Raw genomic sequence first — 14,410 nt, forward strand, 5'->3', positions numbered from 1 at the left:
CGCCGCAGAAAGGGAATAGGTGGACGACTTTTACGCCGCCCGCAGCAGCACCAAGCCACCGCTACCGTGGACGAATTTCTCACCGCCGTTCTCAGCCGCGTTGCCCCTGGACCTTCGCGGGCGGTGGTTTTCCGTGCCGCCTAGTCGGTCACCTCCCATGCGACCGGAAGCTGCTGGCCGCGGATCTGGATCTTCACCGTTTCGATCCCGTAGGTCGGGCGCAACACATCGGGGGAAAGCGCGGTTTCAGGCGGGCCGGCGACCACGATCCTGCCCTGCGCGAGGACCGCGACCCGGTCGCAGAACCTTGCCGCCATTTGCAGGTCGTGCAGCACGCAGACCACCGCGGTTCCGCCCCGTGCGATCATGCGAAGCTGGGCCATGACCTCAAGCTGGTGGCGGGGGTCCAGCGCGGCGATGGGTTCGTCCACCAGCAGCACCTCGGCACCGACGGCAAGGGCGCGGGCCAGCATGACCCGCGCCTTTTCGCCGCCCGAGAGGGTGTCGACGGTCCGGTCTGCAAGACCCATCACGCCGCATCGGGCCATGGCGGCCTCGACAAGCGCATCCTCCATGGCCGCCGCCCGTCTGGACCAGCCTCGATAGGGCAGACGGCCAAGCCCGACCAGCCGGCGGACGCGGATCGGCCAGATCGCGTGGTGGCCCTGCGCCAGATAGGCCAGCAGCCGCGCCCTTTCCCGCAGCGGCACGGCGGTCAGGTTGCGGCCCTGAAGCAGGATCTCGCCCGAACTCAGGGGAACAAGTCCAAGGCTCGCCCGCAGAAGCGTCGATTTTCCGGCACCGTTCGGCCCGACCAGCGCCGTCATGCCGCCCGGCTGAACGGCAAGGGTGATGTCGCGCAGGATTTCCCGCCCCCGCAGCGAAACGCCCACCCCTTTCAGGTGCAGCGGGATCATGCCTGCTCTCCTTGCAAACGAAAGATCAGCGCAAAGAAGAAGGGGGCACCGATCAGCGAGGTGACGACGCCAAGCTGCAATTCCGGCCCGACGGCGATCAGCCGGATCGCGATATCGGCCGTCAGCAGCAGCGCCGCCCCACCCAGCGCCGAGGGCAGCAGCAGCCTTGCCGGGGCGTGATCCGTGAAAGCGCGCAGCAGATGCGGCACGATCAGCCCGACGAAGCCCACCGCCCCCGCGACCGACACCCCGGCGCCGACGCACAGGCTGGTGCCCAGCACCACCTGCATCCTGACCCGGTTTACCGGCGTTCCCAGCGAGCGGGCGGTATCCTCGCCCAGGGTCAGCGCCTCGAGTCCCCCGCCCGAGGCAATCAGCATCGCGCAGCCGATCAGGATGAAGGGCGCGGCCAGCCCCAGGTCGGAAAGCGTCCTGTCCTTCAGCGATCCCATCAGCCAGAAGGCGATCTCGCTGATGGCCCAGGGGTTGCTGGACAGGTTCATCACCAGCGAGATCAGCGCGATCGACAGCCCGCCTATCGCCACCCCGGTCAGCAGCAAGGTCAGCTTGGCAGCGCCACGCACGGCCAGAGCCCACAGGATCGTCGTCGCCGCCAGTGCCCCGGCCATCCCGGACAGCGGCAGGGTCCATGAACTGGTCGCGGCCAGCCCGAAATAGATGACCAGAACCGCGCCGAAGGCCGCAGCCGAGCTGACGCCCACCACCCCCGGCTCGGCCAGGGGGTTTTGCAGCAACCCCTGCAACGCGGCGCCCGACAGTCCCAAGGATCCGCCGATCAGCAGCGCCAGCGCGGTGCGGGGCAGGCGCAGATCCTGCACGATGGTCACGGTCTTGGGGTCTGCAAGACCGGCAAGGCCCCGCAGCACCTCGCCCACCGGGATGGGCGTATAGCCAAGGACAAGCGAGATGACGACCAGCACGCAGCAGGTCAGAAGCAGCGCCATATTCAGCGCCAGCTGCGGAACCGGGCGGATCATCGGAACGCGTCCTCCAGCCGGACCCGCTCGCCGGCGAGAAGCGTGACGGCTTGCGAGATCACCGGATGGTCGCAGGGCCAGAGCTTGCCCGGGACCGGCAGGACCACGCCCTGTTCGGCAGCCCGCCGCAGGACGGGATTGCGCCCCAGCCCGGCGTTTCGCGCCGGCGGTTGCGTGTCGAAATAGGAAACCACGAAAGCCCCGGGCGGGGTCATCACGATCTGCTCAAGCGGGATGCCGCCCCAGCCTGCGGGACCGGTCCTGCGCTGCATGTTCCGGTATCCGGCAGCGGAAAGCGCCGCATCCACGATGGTGCCGGCACCCGCGCCGCCGCCGTCGGGGCGATAATAGGCCACCACTGGCCCGTCCCTGCCGGGGTCGGCGGCGGCCGCGAGGTCGTGCAGGAACGCCGCGCGCAGCGCCTTGCCGCGCTCGGGCTGACCCAGCCGCTTTCCGACCTGCGGGATCTTGTCCGCCAGTTCCTGCAGGTCCGAAGTCGCCCCGAGATCGAGTTCGGCGATCCCGAAGCGCCCCAGAACCCTGCGCATCTGGGTCGAGCTGCCCTGGCCCGTCACCACCAGGCCGGCATCGCCCGCGATCAGCTCCTCCAGGCTGCCGCGGTTCCGGGGCAGACCGGCCGCCTCTCCGGCATAGGGGGAGGACGGGCCCGCCGCATCCCGCGACAGGCTGAGGATCTGGTCGCGATCGGCCAGCGCCAGCACCCACATATCCCCGCATAGCGCCGTCGAGGCGACGCGCGGTTTCGCGGCAGGTGTCGCAGGGGGCAGGGATTGCCCGCCCCCCGCCCCCACATGTGCCGCGGCGATCCCGAGCGACAGCAGGGCCGCAAGGCCCGCTGCCAGGGCGGCGATGGGTTTCATCCCCTGTAGCCCTTGCTCATCCGGTCCGCTGCGCCGTCCTCGATGCCGATATAGGTGCGGCGAACGTGGTCCCATGTCGCCAGCCGCTCCCAGTCCGGCTGGTCGGCCAGCTGGTCGTCGGCGGTGATGAAAGGGTTGGGAAAGAAGAGGCTCAGCATCTGCTCGCCCTTGCCGTTATCCATGCGGAATCCCCACGAGCGGGGATGCCCGTCGGGATCGAGGCTGCGGAAGAACTCGGCCTTGCCCGGACGACGATGGGCGACCAGCGCCTCGCCGCCCTGCTTCACGGCGCCTTCGTTGCGGCCGATGCACAGATGAAAATGCCCCTGAAGCCCGTAGAACACCGTCAGATAGCCGTCATGCAGCGAAATGCGCTGCGGCTTGGACGGTGGCCGCAATTCATAGGCGGCCCCCTCGACGATGGGACCGAAAGAGAGCCCCTGCCAATGATTGTCGAAGATGTCGGTCAGGAAGTCTTGCAGCCAGTCCTGATCCAGCGGTGCGGGCCAGCGATGTTCCGTCGCGCGCCCTTCGGCATTCACGGTCGTTTCCATGGTCAGCTTCGTCATGTCAGTTCCCCTGCAGGCTCAGGCGGATGCCGGCGAACAAGCTGCGGTCGTTGGTGTTGTAACCCCAGCTGGTCTGGTATTGCTTGTCCAAGACGTTCTCGATCCGGCCATAGAGTTCGGCCCGCTCATCCAGACGATAGCTGGCCAGCAGGTCGGTCACGCCATAGCCGCCAATCTCCTGCCCATAGCCGCTGACCGCGCCCAGGCCGTTGCGGCTGGCATAGCGCAGGCGCGCGCCCACCGACCAGTCGCCGGGGCGATAGCTGACGGTCAGCGCACCGGAGTTCTTGGGCTGGCCGCGCCACTGGCCGGTTTCGTCATTATGGGACAGAACCCAGGTGTGGTTGTGCTGGATCAGCAGGTCTTGCAGGATTTCGGCCTGCCAGGACAGCTCGATGCCTTTCTCGCGCGTGCGGCCGGCCATGTAATAGCCATAGCTGCCGTCCTCGCGCAGGCCCCAGGCGATCTTGTCCTCGACCCGGTTCTGGAAATAGGTCGCGCCCAGTTCCAGCCCGGCATCCGGCCAATAGACATCCGCGCCGATGTCCCAGCCGCGGCTGCGCTGTGCCGTAAGGTCGGGATTGCCATAGGTCGGATCGTAAAGCTGATAAAGCCCCGGCGCCTTTGCACCGGTGCCATAGCTGGCCCGCAGCTTCACATCCGCCGCGCCGCTGGCGGAAAGCAGATAGGCCCCGGTCAGCCGCCATGTGTTGAAGGTGCCGAACTGATCATTGTCGTCGCGGCGCAGCGCGGCGGTCAGGGTCAGATGGTCGTCGGGACGCCAGGCCGCCTCGGTAAAGAGCGCGGTGGTGGCGTTGCTGGCGATGAAGCTGCCGGTATAATTGGTGATCTGGAGGGTTTCTTCCTTCTCGCGCGTGACGCCGCCCACAAGCGACCATGGCTCGGCCGGCTTCCAGGTCACGTCGTAGCCATAGCGGGTCAGCATGCCGTCGTAGACATCGCCCTCGGGCCGCGAAAAGCCGGTATGATAGGTTCGCCGGGCATTGTAGCGGCCCCAGCTGAGCGTCTGCCGCAGGGTCCGGTCGGCGCTTTCATGGAGGATGCGCGCGCCCAGGTTCCATTCGTCCTTTTCGACCGTATCGCTGCCGTCACTGGGCGGCGAATCGTATTCGTGCCACGTATCGCTGCGCAGGCCCGTGAGTTCGGCCCGCAACTGCGGCGCGATCTGCCAGCCCAGTGCCGTGCCGATCCCGTTGCCGCGATGGGCGTCGTCGTCCATGGGGCCGGGAACCGGGCTGGTGCGCGGATCGGCCTGCGACGGGCCGTCGTAATGCGTGGAAAAGCCGCTGACCCGGGCGTCGAGATCGCCCCTTTTCCACAGCAGGGTCGCGGTGGCCCGGCGCCAGCCGTCCGGACCAAGCTCCAATCCGCTGGACAGCCGCCAGCCGTCCTGGACCGGGCGCCTGGTGATGATGTTGACAACGCCGCCGATCGCGTCCGATCCGTAAAGCGAGGACTGGTTGCCGCGCAGCACCTCGATCCGGTCGATGCCCTCGACATCCAGATGGTCGAACTGGAACGCCGTCTCGGTCGAGGACGGATCGCCAAGCCGGACCCCGTCCATCAGGACAAGCACCTGGCCGTTATCCGATCCCCGGATGCTGATGCTGGTCCAGGCACCGGGACGGTCCTGCGAGACCTGAACCCCCGGCACGTCCCGCAGCAGGTCGGTGATGCGCTTCGCCTGTTCGCGGCGGGCGCGCTCCTCGGTCACGACGGTGACGGCGCTGCCGATGGCGCGTTCAGGCAGGTCGGCGCGCGAGGCGGTGACGACGATGGTATCCAGCGTCACCGCGTCCTCGGCGGTGGCAGGCGGGACGGCAAGGGTTGTGCCCAACAGCACGGGAATGATATGGCGGACCTTCATTTCGGCACTTATCCTCGTTCAACGGGAAGGGAAGCCGGATACGAAGGCATCGCCGCGACGGTTCTTCCGCCGCGCGCGCGAGTTCAGATTCTATCGGTCGCATCGCACATACCGCTGCCTTCGATCCACATGGGTCACCGCAGCGGAAATCCGCACCCTCGGCTTGTCCCGGCCGCGGGATGGGCGACAGCGACGGCAGGTCTCCTGGCTTCCGGTTCCTTGCGAGTTCCGCGCCTTCCCCCGCCCTGGGGCAGAGTGGCATATGCGGGTCGCTCCCGGTTACAGTTGCGGGCACAGCTGCGGCATCGGTTTCCCTCACCGCATTCCCTTTTCACCCCTTGCGGGGCACCGTCGGCGACCGGATAGCACAAGGGAGTTGTCAAATAAACAGATTAGATGGGCAGTATCTGCTTTTTCCCGCCTGATGGCAGTGCGCTTGATATCGCGGCAAGATCGATGAGGAGATCGACGTCACCCCGGGGGGCCGAGTGCCTCTGGGCATCGCGCGATCTGGATGCGTTCGGCGCCATGCGTGTCGCCGGCGCAAGCCTTGCGGCTTGCGTTTGCGGGTGGGTGTCCTTAGCTTGATCTGTCCCGCCCCTCGCCCCAAGGAGACTCCGCGCGGTGGAAGCCCTTATCGAACAATATCTGGGCAATCCGCTGATATTGGCCTTGCTGCTGTTTCTTGCGAATTTTGTCATGGAAGAAGGGGCGATCATCGCCGGCGCGGCACTGGCCGCCGCAGGAGAGATCGGCACCGGACTGGCCCTGGTGGCGCTGGTAACCGGGAATATCATCAGCGACTGGGCCCTTTACGGGATCGGCGCACTGGCCGGAAGCAACCGTCTCGTCCGGCGCTGGGTGGACGGCAAGATGCTGGAGCGGGGACGGCGGCTGCTGGATCGCGGCGTCCTGCCGGCGGCGCTGCTGGCACGGCTGTTGCCTCCGGTCTTCATGGCCAGCGGTTTCCTGCGCGTCGATTTTCGCCGTTTCGCAATCGTGAACGGCGTGGTCGCGGCAGTATATACGGCGGCGCTGTTCTTCGGGGCGTTCGGCCTCAACCTGGTCCTGTTCGATCTGCTGGGCAACTGGGCCTGGCCGGTCATGGTTGGGCTGGTGATCGGCGCGGTCTGGCTGAGCCACCGCTTCACGGTCTATTATTTCGCCTCGGACAAGGACGAGGGGGGGCGCTCGGGCGACTGAGACGACGACTTTCCGTCCCCGATGACGCAAGCCAGAGCTGCGCGCAGCAAGTCGGCATGCGTCCAGGGCAGGAAATGGTCGGCCTCTTCGATCAGGATCAGCCGCGGGCCGGGACTGCCGGGCAAATGCACCTGCAGGAAGGCCACGTTTTCAGGCGGCACTAACGTATCGGCCAGCCCCTGGACGATGGTGACGGGGGCAGTGACACGCGCCAGGTCGGGGGTCAGCTCCTCAAGCCCGGGCCGAAGATTCATCAACTCGGCATTGGCGTTGGCCAGTTCCGTGGGCAGAAGTCCGGCAAAGAAATCAAGCGCCGCCAGTTGCTGCAGGGGATGGGTTTCCTCCAGCTCCGGATCGGCGGCGCCGCCGATCAGCAAAACCCCCGCAACCCGGTCGGGATAGTCGGCGGCAAGCCGCAACGCAACCGGGCCGCCATAGGAATAGCCGACCAATACCGCGGCTCCGGTCCCGCCCGCCGTCAGGAGCGGGGCGACGGCGGCGGCCTGACCGGCCAGATCGGGCTCGGGCTTTTCCCCGCTGGCGCCGAAGCCGGGACGGTCCACGGCCATGTGATATTGCCCGACCGGAACGTCCAGCAGGAAGCGGTCCCATTCCTCGGCGGTGCCGGGGCTGCCATGCAGGAAAATCACCCGCCGCCCGCCGGGTTGGCCCGCCGCCAGATAGCCCAGTTGGGCCTGCCCGTCCCCGCGCGCCAGCCGCATTTGCCGGACCGTGCGGCCCTGTTCCCCGGGCCAGGCGTCGTCGGGTTCCAGCCCGATGCCGGTGATCGCCGAGAACTGTTCGCGCAACGGCTGGAACGGCTCAAGCACGAAACCCAGCGCCCCTTCGGCCAGCGTCTGTTCCGGCGCGGGGATCACGATGGTTTGGCCGGGGGGCGGACAGATGGGCAGATCGGGAATCATGCAAGGCTCCTTTGCGGAGGACTGAAGCCGCCGCACCGCTCGACGGCGGGATTGTCTCGCCCGGCGCGCAGCTGCGCAAGGGATGTTCACGAGCTTTGGGGATAGACGCGCCGCAGCGCCTCCTGTTGTCGCTGCAACCGGATCATGGCGCGCAGGCCGACGGGCCGCGCCCCGCGCCTTCGCATGGCATCGCCGATGGCGAAAAGCCAGCGATACTGTTTCCACAACGCACCGTATGCCTGCCGCAGCGTGCTGCCGCCGGCCCAGAAATGCAGCATCTCGGCACCGGCGCCGTTCAGCTCCAATATCCTGAAATCGCGGGCCGCACCCAGGTCCTCGACGCTGCGGAAGCGGATGTCGAAGCGCCCGAAATGAAAATCCGGTATCTCGCGCGAGATCTCGTCGATCAGCGATTCCAGCTGCGGCGTCACCAGCGATTGCGCGTCGCGATAGACCGCGCCGAGCCTTGCGCTGCGGGCATTGGTCAGGACGTGGAAGGCGCCGGGGCCGGGCACCGTCTCCCAGCTTTCGGGATGGCGGTCGCGATAGATGGCGCTGTTCGGACGCAGGACCTTGTCGGCCCGGACCAGCTGGGCCACGCTGCGGCAACCGTCACCGATCACATGGGGCGGATAGACGAAGGCCATCGAGACGATGCGTCCCCGCACCTGGTCGGGATGGCGCAGATAGAAGATCCCCGCCTCGCCGGGCAAGTCGACCAGTTCCTGCAACAGGATGACGGTGCCCGGAGGCTGCACCGACAGATAATCCGCCAGATCCCCGGCCCGCTGGATCAGCCTGACTCCCCAGCCCTGATAGCCGCGGTCGGGTTTGGCGACGACCGGGAAATCCAGCCCGGCCTCGGCCATCGCGGCCAGGGCGCAATCCACGGGGGCCTCGGTTCCGGGATCGCAACGAAGGCGGGCAAAACGGGCCAGCCGCGCCCTGCCCTGCGACCCGAACAGGTCCAGCCCCTGCGATTTGCTTTCGCCCCACAGGCCCCCCGCCTCCATCGCGGGATTGGCGGCGCTGGGAAGCGTCAGGCTGCGGTAACGGATCGCCAGCGCCAGCCACATCAGCGCGGGAACCACATAGAACAGCCGTTCGGGGATGTGGCGCTTGAAGGCGGGATAACGCTCTCCCTCCGGCGGACGGAACTGGAGAGAGGCGGCTTGAGGCGTGCAGGTCAATGGTTCGGGTCGTCCTTTTCCGGGGTCGCGGATGGTGCTCCGGGCAGGGCCGAGCCATCTTTGCCGGCGATGCGGCCCGGCTTCCGACGCGCCATCCGGAAGAAGCGACCATGGCGCAATATAGCCCGAAGGTCCAGATTTCGATGATCAGCGATCAAGCGCTACGCCGGTTGCGGGGCTTTGCGCGCTGCGGCGAAACCGGCCAGCGCGAACCGCATTTCGAGGTGCTGTCGGCCAATGCGCTGGCCTCTGGTCACAGCGGCGATGTGCCGCCGATCTTTGCCCATCTGGATATCCGGGACAGCATGCGGTTTGGAGTTCGTCCCGCCCTGCGCTCACCCGATCCGTCGTCCTCGATTCCCCTGTTTTACCCGCAGCCTGGGCGCATCCATCCTGATCGTCTTCTGCATATAACCGCAAGATCAACGGACCCTAACCCCAGGACGACCGTTCCGTTTTTGCTTGCCGTTTCGCGGGTTGGCCGATCCGGACGTGGGCCCGCGGGGCGGCGGCAATCGCCCGGCCGCTGCAAATCGACGGAACCGGCTTGCAGGAATTATGGCCCTTCCTTCAAAAACTCCTTGGCAAGTCACAGGTAAAAATGGGAGCCTCCCGCCTTGTGGATTTAAGAAGGGAGGAAATCCGATGATCCAGAAGATCCTTTGTCCAACCGACGGGACCGATCATTCCGATATTGCCGTCGCTTACGCTGCACAGCTGGCTGCGAAATGCGGCGCGTCGCTGACCATATGCGTGGTGAATATCGCCCATGGCGGTGCGCGTGGCCCGGTCATCCATCATTGGACCAATCAGGAAATGACCGACAAGCTCGAGCGCGCCCGCACCCTCGCGCTCGAGAACGGCGTCGCCGAGGTGAAGCAGGTCGACATCGTCAACCGCGAAGCCGCCGCGGGAATCGTGACCTATGCCGAGCACAACGCCTATGACCAGATCGTTGTCGGAACCGGTGACAAGCGTGGATTGTCGCGACTGATGCTGGGCTCTGTCGCGGCCGATGTCATGGCACGCGCGCATTGCACCGTCACCGTCGCCCGGTGATTCGCCGCGACTGACGATCGCCCGCATGGGAAAATCCTGTCGCGCGGACCGGGCGCCGGTTTGCGCGACCGTGAAACCAATTGCTTGATATATCAATGTAATTCATGGATCCCAAGGCGACGACCAAGCGCGCTTTGCGCTTGGCACGCACGGCCTTGACCGGCGTTCCCTCGGCCAAAAATCTCTCTCCGCTGAAGAAGAAACTTGACAGAATGTCGCAGGATGCCTTTCCTGTAGAGAAAAAAGCTTTCGAGCGCAGAAAGAATCGCGCTACGGCCCACGCGGACGACTTATCAAAAATCGGGCCTCAGGGAGGAATGCAACGTGTCGAATCTGACGAAACGGATCGAAACCATGCATCGGCGCGACATCGCCGTGGCATTGGCCTTTGTGCTGGGACTTTGGTTTGCGATCATCTTCGTGGCGATCGGGACCTGGTCGCTGGCGCCGTCGGCGGCAGCGCGGACGGTGCTGCTGATCGGCGGGGCGGTGGTGCTGCTGTTCAATTCGGCAGCCATCATGGCGATGCTGCGCCACTATCGCGAGGACCGGGACTTCATGTACGGGCTGGATATCCAGTTCCTCGACGAAGCCCGAGAGGCCAGGGAAGCCAGGCGCTATGAGGAAAGGGTCCTGCGTCATGGCTAAATACAATGCCCCCGTCCAAGGCAAGATCGGCCAGATCATCGACGTGATCGTCCTGCTGATCATGGCCATTGGCGCGTTGTATATTCCCTTGTGGCTTGGTCTCGCGGGGTCCGCGAAAAACCCGCAGACCCTCGAAAATCCGACATGGGAGGCGCTGGCCCAAAACCCGGCCATGGTTGAGCAATGGCATAAACTCGGCTATTCCGACCCGAGCCTTGCCGCCGAAATGATCACCGCGCGTTTCGACTACAGTTTCTCGATCGGCGCATTGCTGGCGATGATCGTTGTCGTCGTGGGTTATTACGCAATCCTGCTGCGGTTTTCGGAAAACGAATATCGCGACGTGATCGCCGAAAAATTCGGAGAATGAGGGCATCATGGATCTTTGGGATTATCTGGAATATGCGGCCTGGGGCGCCTCGGCGGTGTTCGGCCTGGTCATCGTCCTGGACTGGATCCGCACCGACAGCACCTATAGCGAGGAGTTCCTGACCTCCTCCCGCGAGGGGGAGCTGGAAGCCCTGACCGAAGAACAGCATCGGGGGTGACATGGAACAGGTGCATAAAACCGAACATGTCGGCCTGGCCCGCGTGCTTGGCCCCGCCCATGTCTGGGCGCTTGGCGTGGGGATCGTTCTGGTCGGCGAGTACATGGGCTGGAACTTCGCGGTCGGCAAGGGCGGCGCCTATGCCGCGCTGATGGCCTGCTGGTTCGCCGGCATCCTCTATACCTGCGTGGCGATGATCGATTCAGAAGTGACCTCGACCGTCGCCGCCGCCGGCGGGCAATATACCCAGGCCAAGCATATCGTCGGGCCGCTCATGGCCTTCAACGTCGGGCTCTATCTCGTCTTCGCCTATACCATGCTGGAGGCGGCGAACGCGATCACGGTCGGCTTCCTCGTCGATACCGTCGCCACGATGAGCGGCCATCACGGCGGGATCGACCAGCGGCCCTTCATCATCCTGGCCATCATGTTCCTGGCCTGGCTGAACTATCGCGGCGTGCTGGCGACGCTGACCTTCAACCTGGTCATCACCGCCATCGCCTTTTCGGCGATCATCGTGCTGTTCCTGTCGACCTCGGGCGCCCTGGGGACCAGCCCGCTGCGCCATGCCGACCTGATGGAGGGCGCCGCATCACTGCCCTACGGCTGGCTCGGTATCCTCGCGGCGATGCATTTCGGCCTGTGGTTCTATCTGGGGATCGAAGGCACCACCCAGGCCGCAGAAGAGGTGCGCAGCCCGGCGCGCTCGCTGCCCTTCGGCACGCTGGCCGGGGTGATGACGCTGGCCATCGCGGCAACCCTGACCTGGTATGTCTGCACGGGGCTGATGCCCTGGGAATATCTGGGTCAGGCCGGCGTGCCGCTGTTCGACGCGGCCCGGCTTAGCGGATCAAGCTTCCTGATGGTGTTTCTGGGCATCGGCACGCTGTTTGCGACGCTGGCCTCGGCCAATGGCTGCATCAACGACGCCAGCCGCGCCTGGTTCGCCATGGCGCGCGACCGCTACCTGCCGGGCTGGTTCGGCGCGGTGCATCCCAAGCACCGCACGCCCTATCGCTCGATCATCTTCCTGGTGCCGATCGCGCTGATCTTCGCGCTTGGCGCGCCGATCGACCAGGTGATCACCTTCTCGATCCTGTCGGGTCTGCTGGAATACACCTTCATGCCGCTGAACATCATCCTGTTCCGGCGCAAATGGCCGCTCGACACCATCAAGCGCGGCTACGAACATCCGTTCCACCCGCTGCCGGCCTTCGCGCTGCTGGCGCTGTGCGGGACGGCCTTCTTCGCGGTGTTCCTCGGCTACGGCACGCAACTGGTGGCGATGATCGCCTTCTACATCGTGGTCTCGCTGTGGTTCCACTTCTGGCGCTACCGCTTCGTGGACCGCGGCGCGCAGTTCACCATGCCTTGGCCGAAGCCGAGGGGCTACTGAACATGCAGGCGGGGCTTCTCGTCCTGATCCTTGGCGGGGGGCTGGTGATCCTAGCCCTCCGCCTCAGATCCGAGGCGGCGCGGCGCAGTTCTGCCCGCGCCGGCTATTTCGACCGCATCGCGCCAATGATGCGCGATCTGCGCCGCGCGGTGTCGCCGACCGGCTTTGCCCGCGTCTCGGGCCGCATCGAAGGGGTCGAGACCGATCTCCAGGCGGTGCCCGACACGCTGACCTATCGCAAGCTGCCGGCGCTGTGGCTTCTGGTGACCCAGCCCGCCGCCCTGCCGGTCTCGCAACGCGTCCACCTGATGGCGCGTCCGCGCGGGATCGAGCCTTTCTCGGCCTTCGACACCCTGCCGCACCAAACCCTGCTGCCCGAGGGATTTCCCCATGATGCCACCTTGCGCAGCGAAAGGCCGCTCTCGCCCGGCGACGCCGCCTTGCTGGCCCGCCACCGTGCGGTCTTTGCCGATGCGAGGGTGAAAGAGCTGGTGATCTCGCCCAAGGGCCTGCGGATCACCTGGCTTGCCGACGAGGCCGAGCGCGGCCGCTACCTGCTGTTCCGCGAGGCCGAGATGGGACGGACCCCGCTTGCCCCGCAGACGCTTGCACCGCTTCTTGCGGCGCTGGCGGGGTTGCGCGCGGATATCCTGGACGAGGCCGCCGCCGAAAGGAAATGCGCATGAGGCCGCCGCCCAATCCCTATCTGGTGCTGGCCTCGGCCGTCCTGCTGCCGGGTTCCGGCCAGGTCTGGAACGGAGAGCCGCAGCGCGGGCTGATCTTCCTGTTCTTCCTGCTGCTGCTGGGTGGCTTCACCCTGATGACCACCGGACCCGAGATATCCTTTGTGGGCCGTTTCGCAGGGGCCTTCTTCGTGCACGCCATGGCGATCTTCGACGCCTACAAGCGCGCGCGCATCCGGCAGGCGGTTTGGACGCATGACGCGCGTTCAAGCGCAAGGCCGAGGCATAGCGGTGGCCAGAACGCCTCTTAAAACCGATGTGCAATCAGGCGGGGTTCAGGGGCATCCTTCCATGGCGATAGCAGAGGACCGGGGTTCGGCGCGATGGTCGAACCGGCGGCACCTCCGCCCCTCACCTGCCCACCGGCACCTGCGCGACCGTCGCTTCGGTCAGCATCCCGCCGGGGATCGGCCGCGGCGTTGATCCGCCCGAACGGCGACGGCTTCCTGGTCCACGGGTTTGCGGCTCATCATCGCTGCCTGACAGGCCCGACGAACCGCAAGCCCTTCCGCCTTCAATCAAGAATTCCGTCCCATAGGCCCTGACGCCGGACAGGCGGGGTGGTCCTGCGGCCGGGATTGTTGCAAGATGGGATCATGCGACAGCTTTGCGATATGCGATCCGGTGGAGCGATGATCTCCGCCCCGGTTCACTGGCGCCTGAACCGTCCTCGCGACGGATTCGTGCAAGCTGGTGACGAATTGGCGCAACATGATGCCGTTTCAACCGGGCTATTCCGGGATATCGCTGGTCGGCCCCCCATCTCTGCCCGAGGGAAAGAGGGATATGGAAATATTTGGTTTCATTGCGAATAACTGGCCGGTCATCCTGCGGCTGGCCGGCGAGCACATCTCGATCGTCGCGGTGGCCGTGGGGCTGGCGATCCTGACCGGCGTGCCCATCGGCATCGCCATCACCCAGAACCGGCGGATCGCGGACGCGGTGCTCTATGTGGCCTCGATCATCGTCACGATCCCCTCGATCGCGCTGTTCGGGCTGATGATCCCGATCCTGTCCAAGATCGGCCAGGGGATCGGCTGGCTGCCGGCGGTGATCGCGATCCTGCTCTATTCGCAGCTGCCCATCGTGCGCAACACCTATACCGCCATCACCAATGTCGATCCGGCGCTGCGCGAGGCGGCCATCGGCATGGGCATGACGCCCTTCCAGCGGCTGACCCGGCTGGAGATCCCCATCGCGATCCCGGTCATCATGGCCGGCGTGCGGACCGCGGTGGTGATGAATATCGGCGTCGCGGCCATCGCCGCCTATATCGGCGCCGGCGGCCTGGGCGTGCTGATCGCGCGCGGCATCTCTCAGACCGATCCGCGCCAGCTTGTCACCGGCGCACTCGCCGTCTCTCTTCTCGCCATCGTGGCCGACTGGGCGCTTTTGCAATTGCAGAAGCGGCTGACCCCGGCCGGGCTGAAACGCTGACATTTCCGGG

17 protein-coding genes and 1 riboswitch are annotated in these 14,410 nt (G+C 65.8%); of the genes, 10 read left to right on the forward strand and 7 right to left on the reverse strand.

The features are described 5' to 3' along the window. Positions 1-140: 140 nt before the first annotated feature. Genes PARJ55_RS0117595 through PARJ55_RS0117615 form a run of 5 tightly spaced genes read right to left on the reverse strand, consistent with a single transcriptional unit; the run spans position 141 to position 5,253 of the window. Positions 141-917, reverse strand: coding sequence for an ABC transporter ATP-binding protein (locus PARJ55_RS0117595; protein ID WP_028714220.1), 777 nt, complete (start codon positions 915-917; stop codon positions 141-143). Then, on the reverse strand, positions 914-1,915 hold the full coding sequence (locus PARJ55_RS0117600; protein WP_028717342.1) for an iron ABC transporter permease: 1,002 nt from the start codon (positions 1,913-1,915) through the stop codon (positions 914-916). The genes PARJ55_RS0117595 and PARJ55_RS0117600 overlap by 4 nt, the downstream gene beginning before the upstream one ends. After that, positions 1,912-2,796 (reverse strand): ABC transporter substrate-binding protein, encoded by an 885-nt coding sequence (locus tag PARJ55_RS0117605; RefSeq protein ID WP_028717341.1) that lies wholly within the window; start codon positions 2,794-2,796, stop codon positions 1,912-1,914. Before PARJ55_RS0117605 ends, PARJ55_RS0117600 begins: the two co-directional genes overlap by 4 nt. Next, on the reverse strand, positions 2,793-3,365 hold the full coding sequence (locus PARJ55_RS0117610) for a hypothetical protein (RefSeq protein WP_028714223.1): 573 nt from the start codon (positions 3,363-3,365) through the stop codon (positions 2,793-2,795). Before PARJ55_RS0117610 ends, PARJ55_RS0117605 begins: the two co-directional genes overlap by 4 nt. 1 nt (position 3,366) lies before the next feature. Next, on the reverse strand, positions 3,367-5,253 hold the full coding sequence (locus PARJ55_RS0117615; RefSeq protein ID WP_028714224.1) for a TonB-dependent siderophore receptor: 1,887 nt from the start codon (positions 5,251-5,253) through the stop codon (positions 3,367-3,369). A 176-nt stretch (positions 5,254-5,429) separates the two neighbouring features. Further along, positions 5,430-5,621, reverse strand: a riboswitch (cobalamin riboswitch). Between the two features lie 256 nt (positions 5,622-5,877). Here PARJ55_RS0117615 and PARJ55_RS23055 point away from each other — a divergent pair. Continuing rightward, positions 5,878-6,456: a DedA family protein gene (locus PARJ55_RS23055; RefSeq protein WP_028714225.1), complete on the forward strand. Its 579-nt coding sequence runs from the start codon at positions 5,878-5,880 to the stop codon at positions 6,454-6,456. On the opposite strand, the gene PARJ55_RS23060 is transcribed toward PARJ55_RS23055, so the two are convergent. Together PARJ55_RS23060 and PARJ55_RS22440 are read right to left on the reverse strand one after the other, a co-directional pair. Further along, a complete protein-coding gene (locus PARJ55_RS23060; RefSeq protein WP_051416333.1) occupies positions 6,411-7,379 on the reverse strand; it encodes an alpha/beta fold hydrolase in 969 nt (322 codons plus the stop codon). The genes PARJ55_RS23055 and PARJ55_RS23060 overlap by 46 nt on opposite strands. 86 nt (positions 7,380-7,465) lie before the next feature. Continuing rightward, positions 7,466-8,569: a hypothetical protein gene (locus tag PARJ55_RS22440; RefSeq protein WP_051416334.1), complete on the reverse strand. Its 1,104-nt coding sequence runs from the start codon at positions 8,567-8,569 to the stop codon at positions 7,466-7,468. A 110-nt stretch (positions 8,570-8,679) separates the two neighbouring features. Here PARJ55_RS22440 and PARJ55_RS24100 point away from each other — a divergent pair, with 110 nt between their 5' ends. From PARJ55_RS24100 to PARJ55_RS0117670, 9 genes are all read left to right on the forward strand, one after another. Further along, positions 8,680-9,168 carry a hypothetical protein gene (locus PARJ55_RS24100; RefSeq protein ID WP_156929525.1) on the forward strand — a complete coding sequence of 163 codons (489 nt, stop codon included), beginning with the start codon at positions 8,680-8,682 and terminating at the stop codon, positions 9,166-9,168. 46 nt (positions 9,169-9,214) lie between these two features. Then, the gene (locus tag PARJ55_RS0117635; protein ID WP_028714226.1) at positions 9,215-9,628 is read left to right on the forward strand and encodes a universal stress protein; all 414 of its coding nucleotides are present in this window, start codon (positions 9,215-9,217) and stop codon (positions 9,626-9,628) included. A gap of 324 nt (positions 9,629-9,952) precedes the next feature. Then, a complete protein-coding gene (locus PARJ55_RS22445) occupies positions 9,953-10,276 on the forward strand; it encodes a hypothetical protein (protein ID WP_232215737.1) in 324 nt (107 codons plus the stop codon). Beyond that, entirely contained in the window at positions 10,269-10,646 is a 378-nt protein-coding gene (locus tag PARJ55_RS0117645; RefSeq protein ID WP_036698865.1) for a hypothetical protein, read from the forward strand. The genes PARJ55_RS22445 and PARJ55_RS0117645 overlap by 8 nt, the downstream gene beginning before the upstream one ends. Positions 10,647-10,653: 7 nt before the next feature. Beyond that, positions 10,654-10,824, forward strand: coding sequence for a hypothetical protein (locus PARJ55_RS24360; RefSeq protein ID WP_028714228.1), 171 nt, complete (start codon positions 10,654-10,656; stop codon positions 10,822-10,824). A 1-nt stretch (position 10,825) separates the two neighbouring features. Then, positions 10,826-12,220 (forward strand): APC family permease, encoded by a 1,395-nt coding sequence (locus PARJ55_RS0117655; protein WP_028714229.1) that lies wholly within the window; start codon positions 10,826-10,828, stop codon positions 12,218-12,220. Between the two features lie 2 nt (positions 12,221-12,222). Further along, the gene (locus PARJ55_RS22450; RefSeq protein ID WP_051416335.1) at positions 12,223-12,906 is read left to right on the forward strand and encodes a hypothetical protein; all 684 of its coding nucleotides are present in this window, start codon (positions 12,223-12,225) and stop codon (positions 12,904-12,906) included. Continuing rightward, on the forward strand, positions 12,903-13,214 hold the full coding sequence (locus PARJ55_RS22455) for a hypothetical protein (RefSeq protein ID WP_051416336.1): 312 nt from the start codon (positions 12,903-12,905) through the stop codon (positions 13,212-13,214). Before PARJ55_RS22450 ends, PARJ55_RS22455 begins: the two co-directional genes overlap by 4 nt. Positions 13,215-13,749: 535 nt before the next feature. Beyond that, entirely contained in the window at positions 13,750-14,400 is a 651-nt protein-coding gene (locus tag PARJ55_RS0117670; protein WP_028714230.1) for an ABC transporter permease, read from the forward strand. The last annotated feature ends 10 nt before the right edge of the window (positions 14,401-14,410 follow it).

Source organism: Paracoccus sp. J55 (genome assembly GCF_000513975.1).
GTDB lineage: Bacteria > Pseudomonadota > Alphaproteobacteria > Rhodobacterales > Rhodobacteraceae > Paracoccus.

Excerpts from the sequence above, each read along its gene's own strand:
- PARJ55_RS0117595 (WP_028714220.1), bottom strand. The coding sequence starts at position 917 with ATGATCCCGCTGCACCTGAAAGGGGTGGGCGTTTCGCTGCGGGGGCGG.
- PARJ55_RS0117600 (WP_028717342.1), bottom strand. The coding sequence starts at position 1,915 with ATGATCCGCCCGGTTCCGCAGCTGGCGCTGAATATGGCGCTGCTTCTG.
- PARJ55_RS0117605 (WP_028717341.1), bottom strand. The coding sequence starts at position 2,796 with ATGAAACCCATCGCCGCCCTGGCAGCGGGCCTTGCGGCCCTGCTGTCG.
- PARJ55_RS0117610 (WP_028714223.1), bottom strand. The coding sequence starts at position 3,365 with ATGACGAAGCTGACCATGGAAACGACCGTGAATGCCGAAGGGCGCGCG.
- PARJ55_RS0117615 (WP_028714224.1), bottom strand. The coding sequence starts at position 5,253 with ATGAAGGTCCGCCATATCATTCCCGTGCTGTTGGGCACAACCCTTGCC.
- PARJ55_RS23060 (WP_051416333.1), bottom strand. The coding sequence starts at position 7,379 with ATGATTCCCGATCTGCCCATCTGTCCGCCCCCCGGCCAAACCATCGTG.
- PARJ55_RS24100 (WP_156929525.1), top strand. The coding sequence starts at position 8,680 with ATGGCGCAATATAGCCCGAAGGTCCAGATTTCGATGATCAGCGATCAA.
- PARJ55_RS0117635 (WP_028714226.1), top strand. The coding sequence starts at position 9,215 with ATGATCCAGAAGATCCTTTGTCCAACCGACGGGACCGATCATTCCGAT.
- PARJ55_RS0117645 (WP_036698865.1), top strand. The coding sequence starts at position 10,269 with ATGGCTAAATACAATGCCCCCGTCCAAGGCAAGATCGGCCAGATCATC.
- PARJ55_RS24360 (WP_028714228.1), top strand. The coding sequence starts at position 10,654 with ATGGATCTTTGGGATTATCTGGAATATGCGGCCTGGGGCGCCTCGGCG.
- PARJ55_RS0117655 (WP_028714229.1), top strand. The coding sequence starts at position 10,826 with ATGGAACAGGTGCATAAAACCGAACATGTCGGCCTGGCCCGCGTGCTT.
- PARJ55_RS22450 (WP_051416335.1), top strand. The coding sequence starts at position 12,223 with ATGCAGGCGGGGCTTCTCGTCCTGATCCTTGGCGGGGGGCTGGTGATC.
- PARJ55_RS22455 (WP_051416336.1), top strand. The coding sequence starts at position 12,903 with ATGAGGCCGCCGCCCAATCCCTATCTGGTGCTGGCCTCGGCCGTCCTG.
- PARJ55_RS0117670 (WP_028714230.1), top strand. The coding sequence starts at position 13,750 with ATGGAAATATTTGGTTTCATTGCGAATAACTGGCCGGTCATCCTGCGG.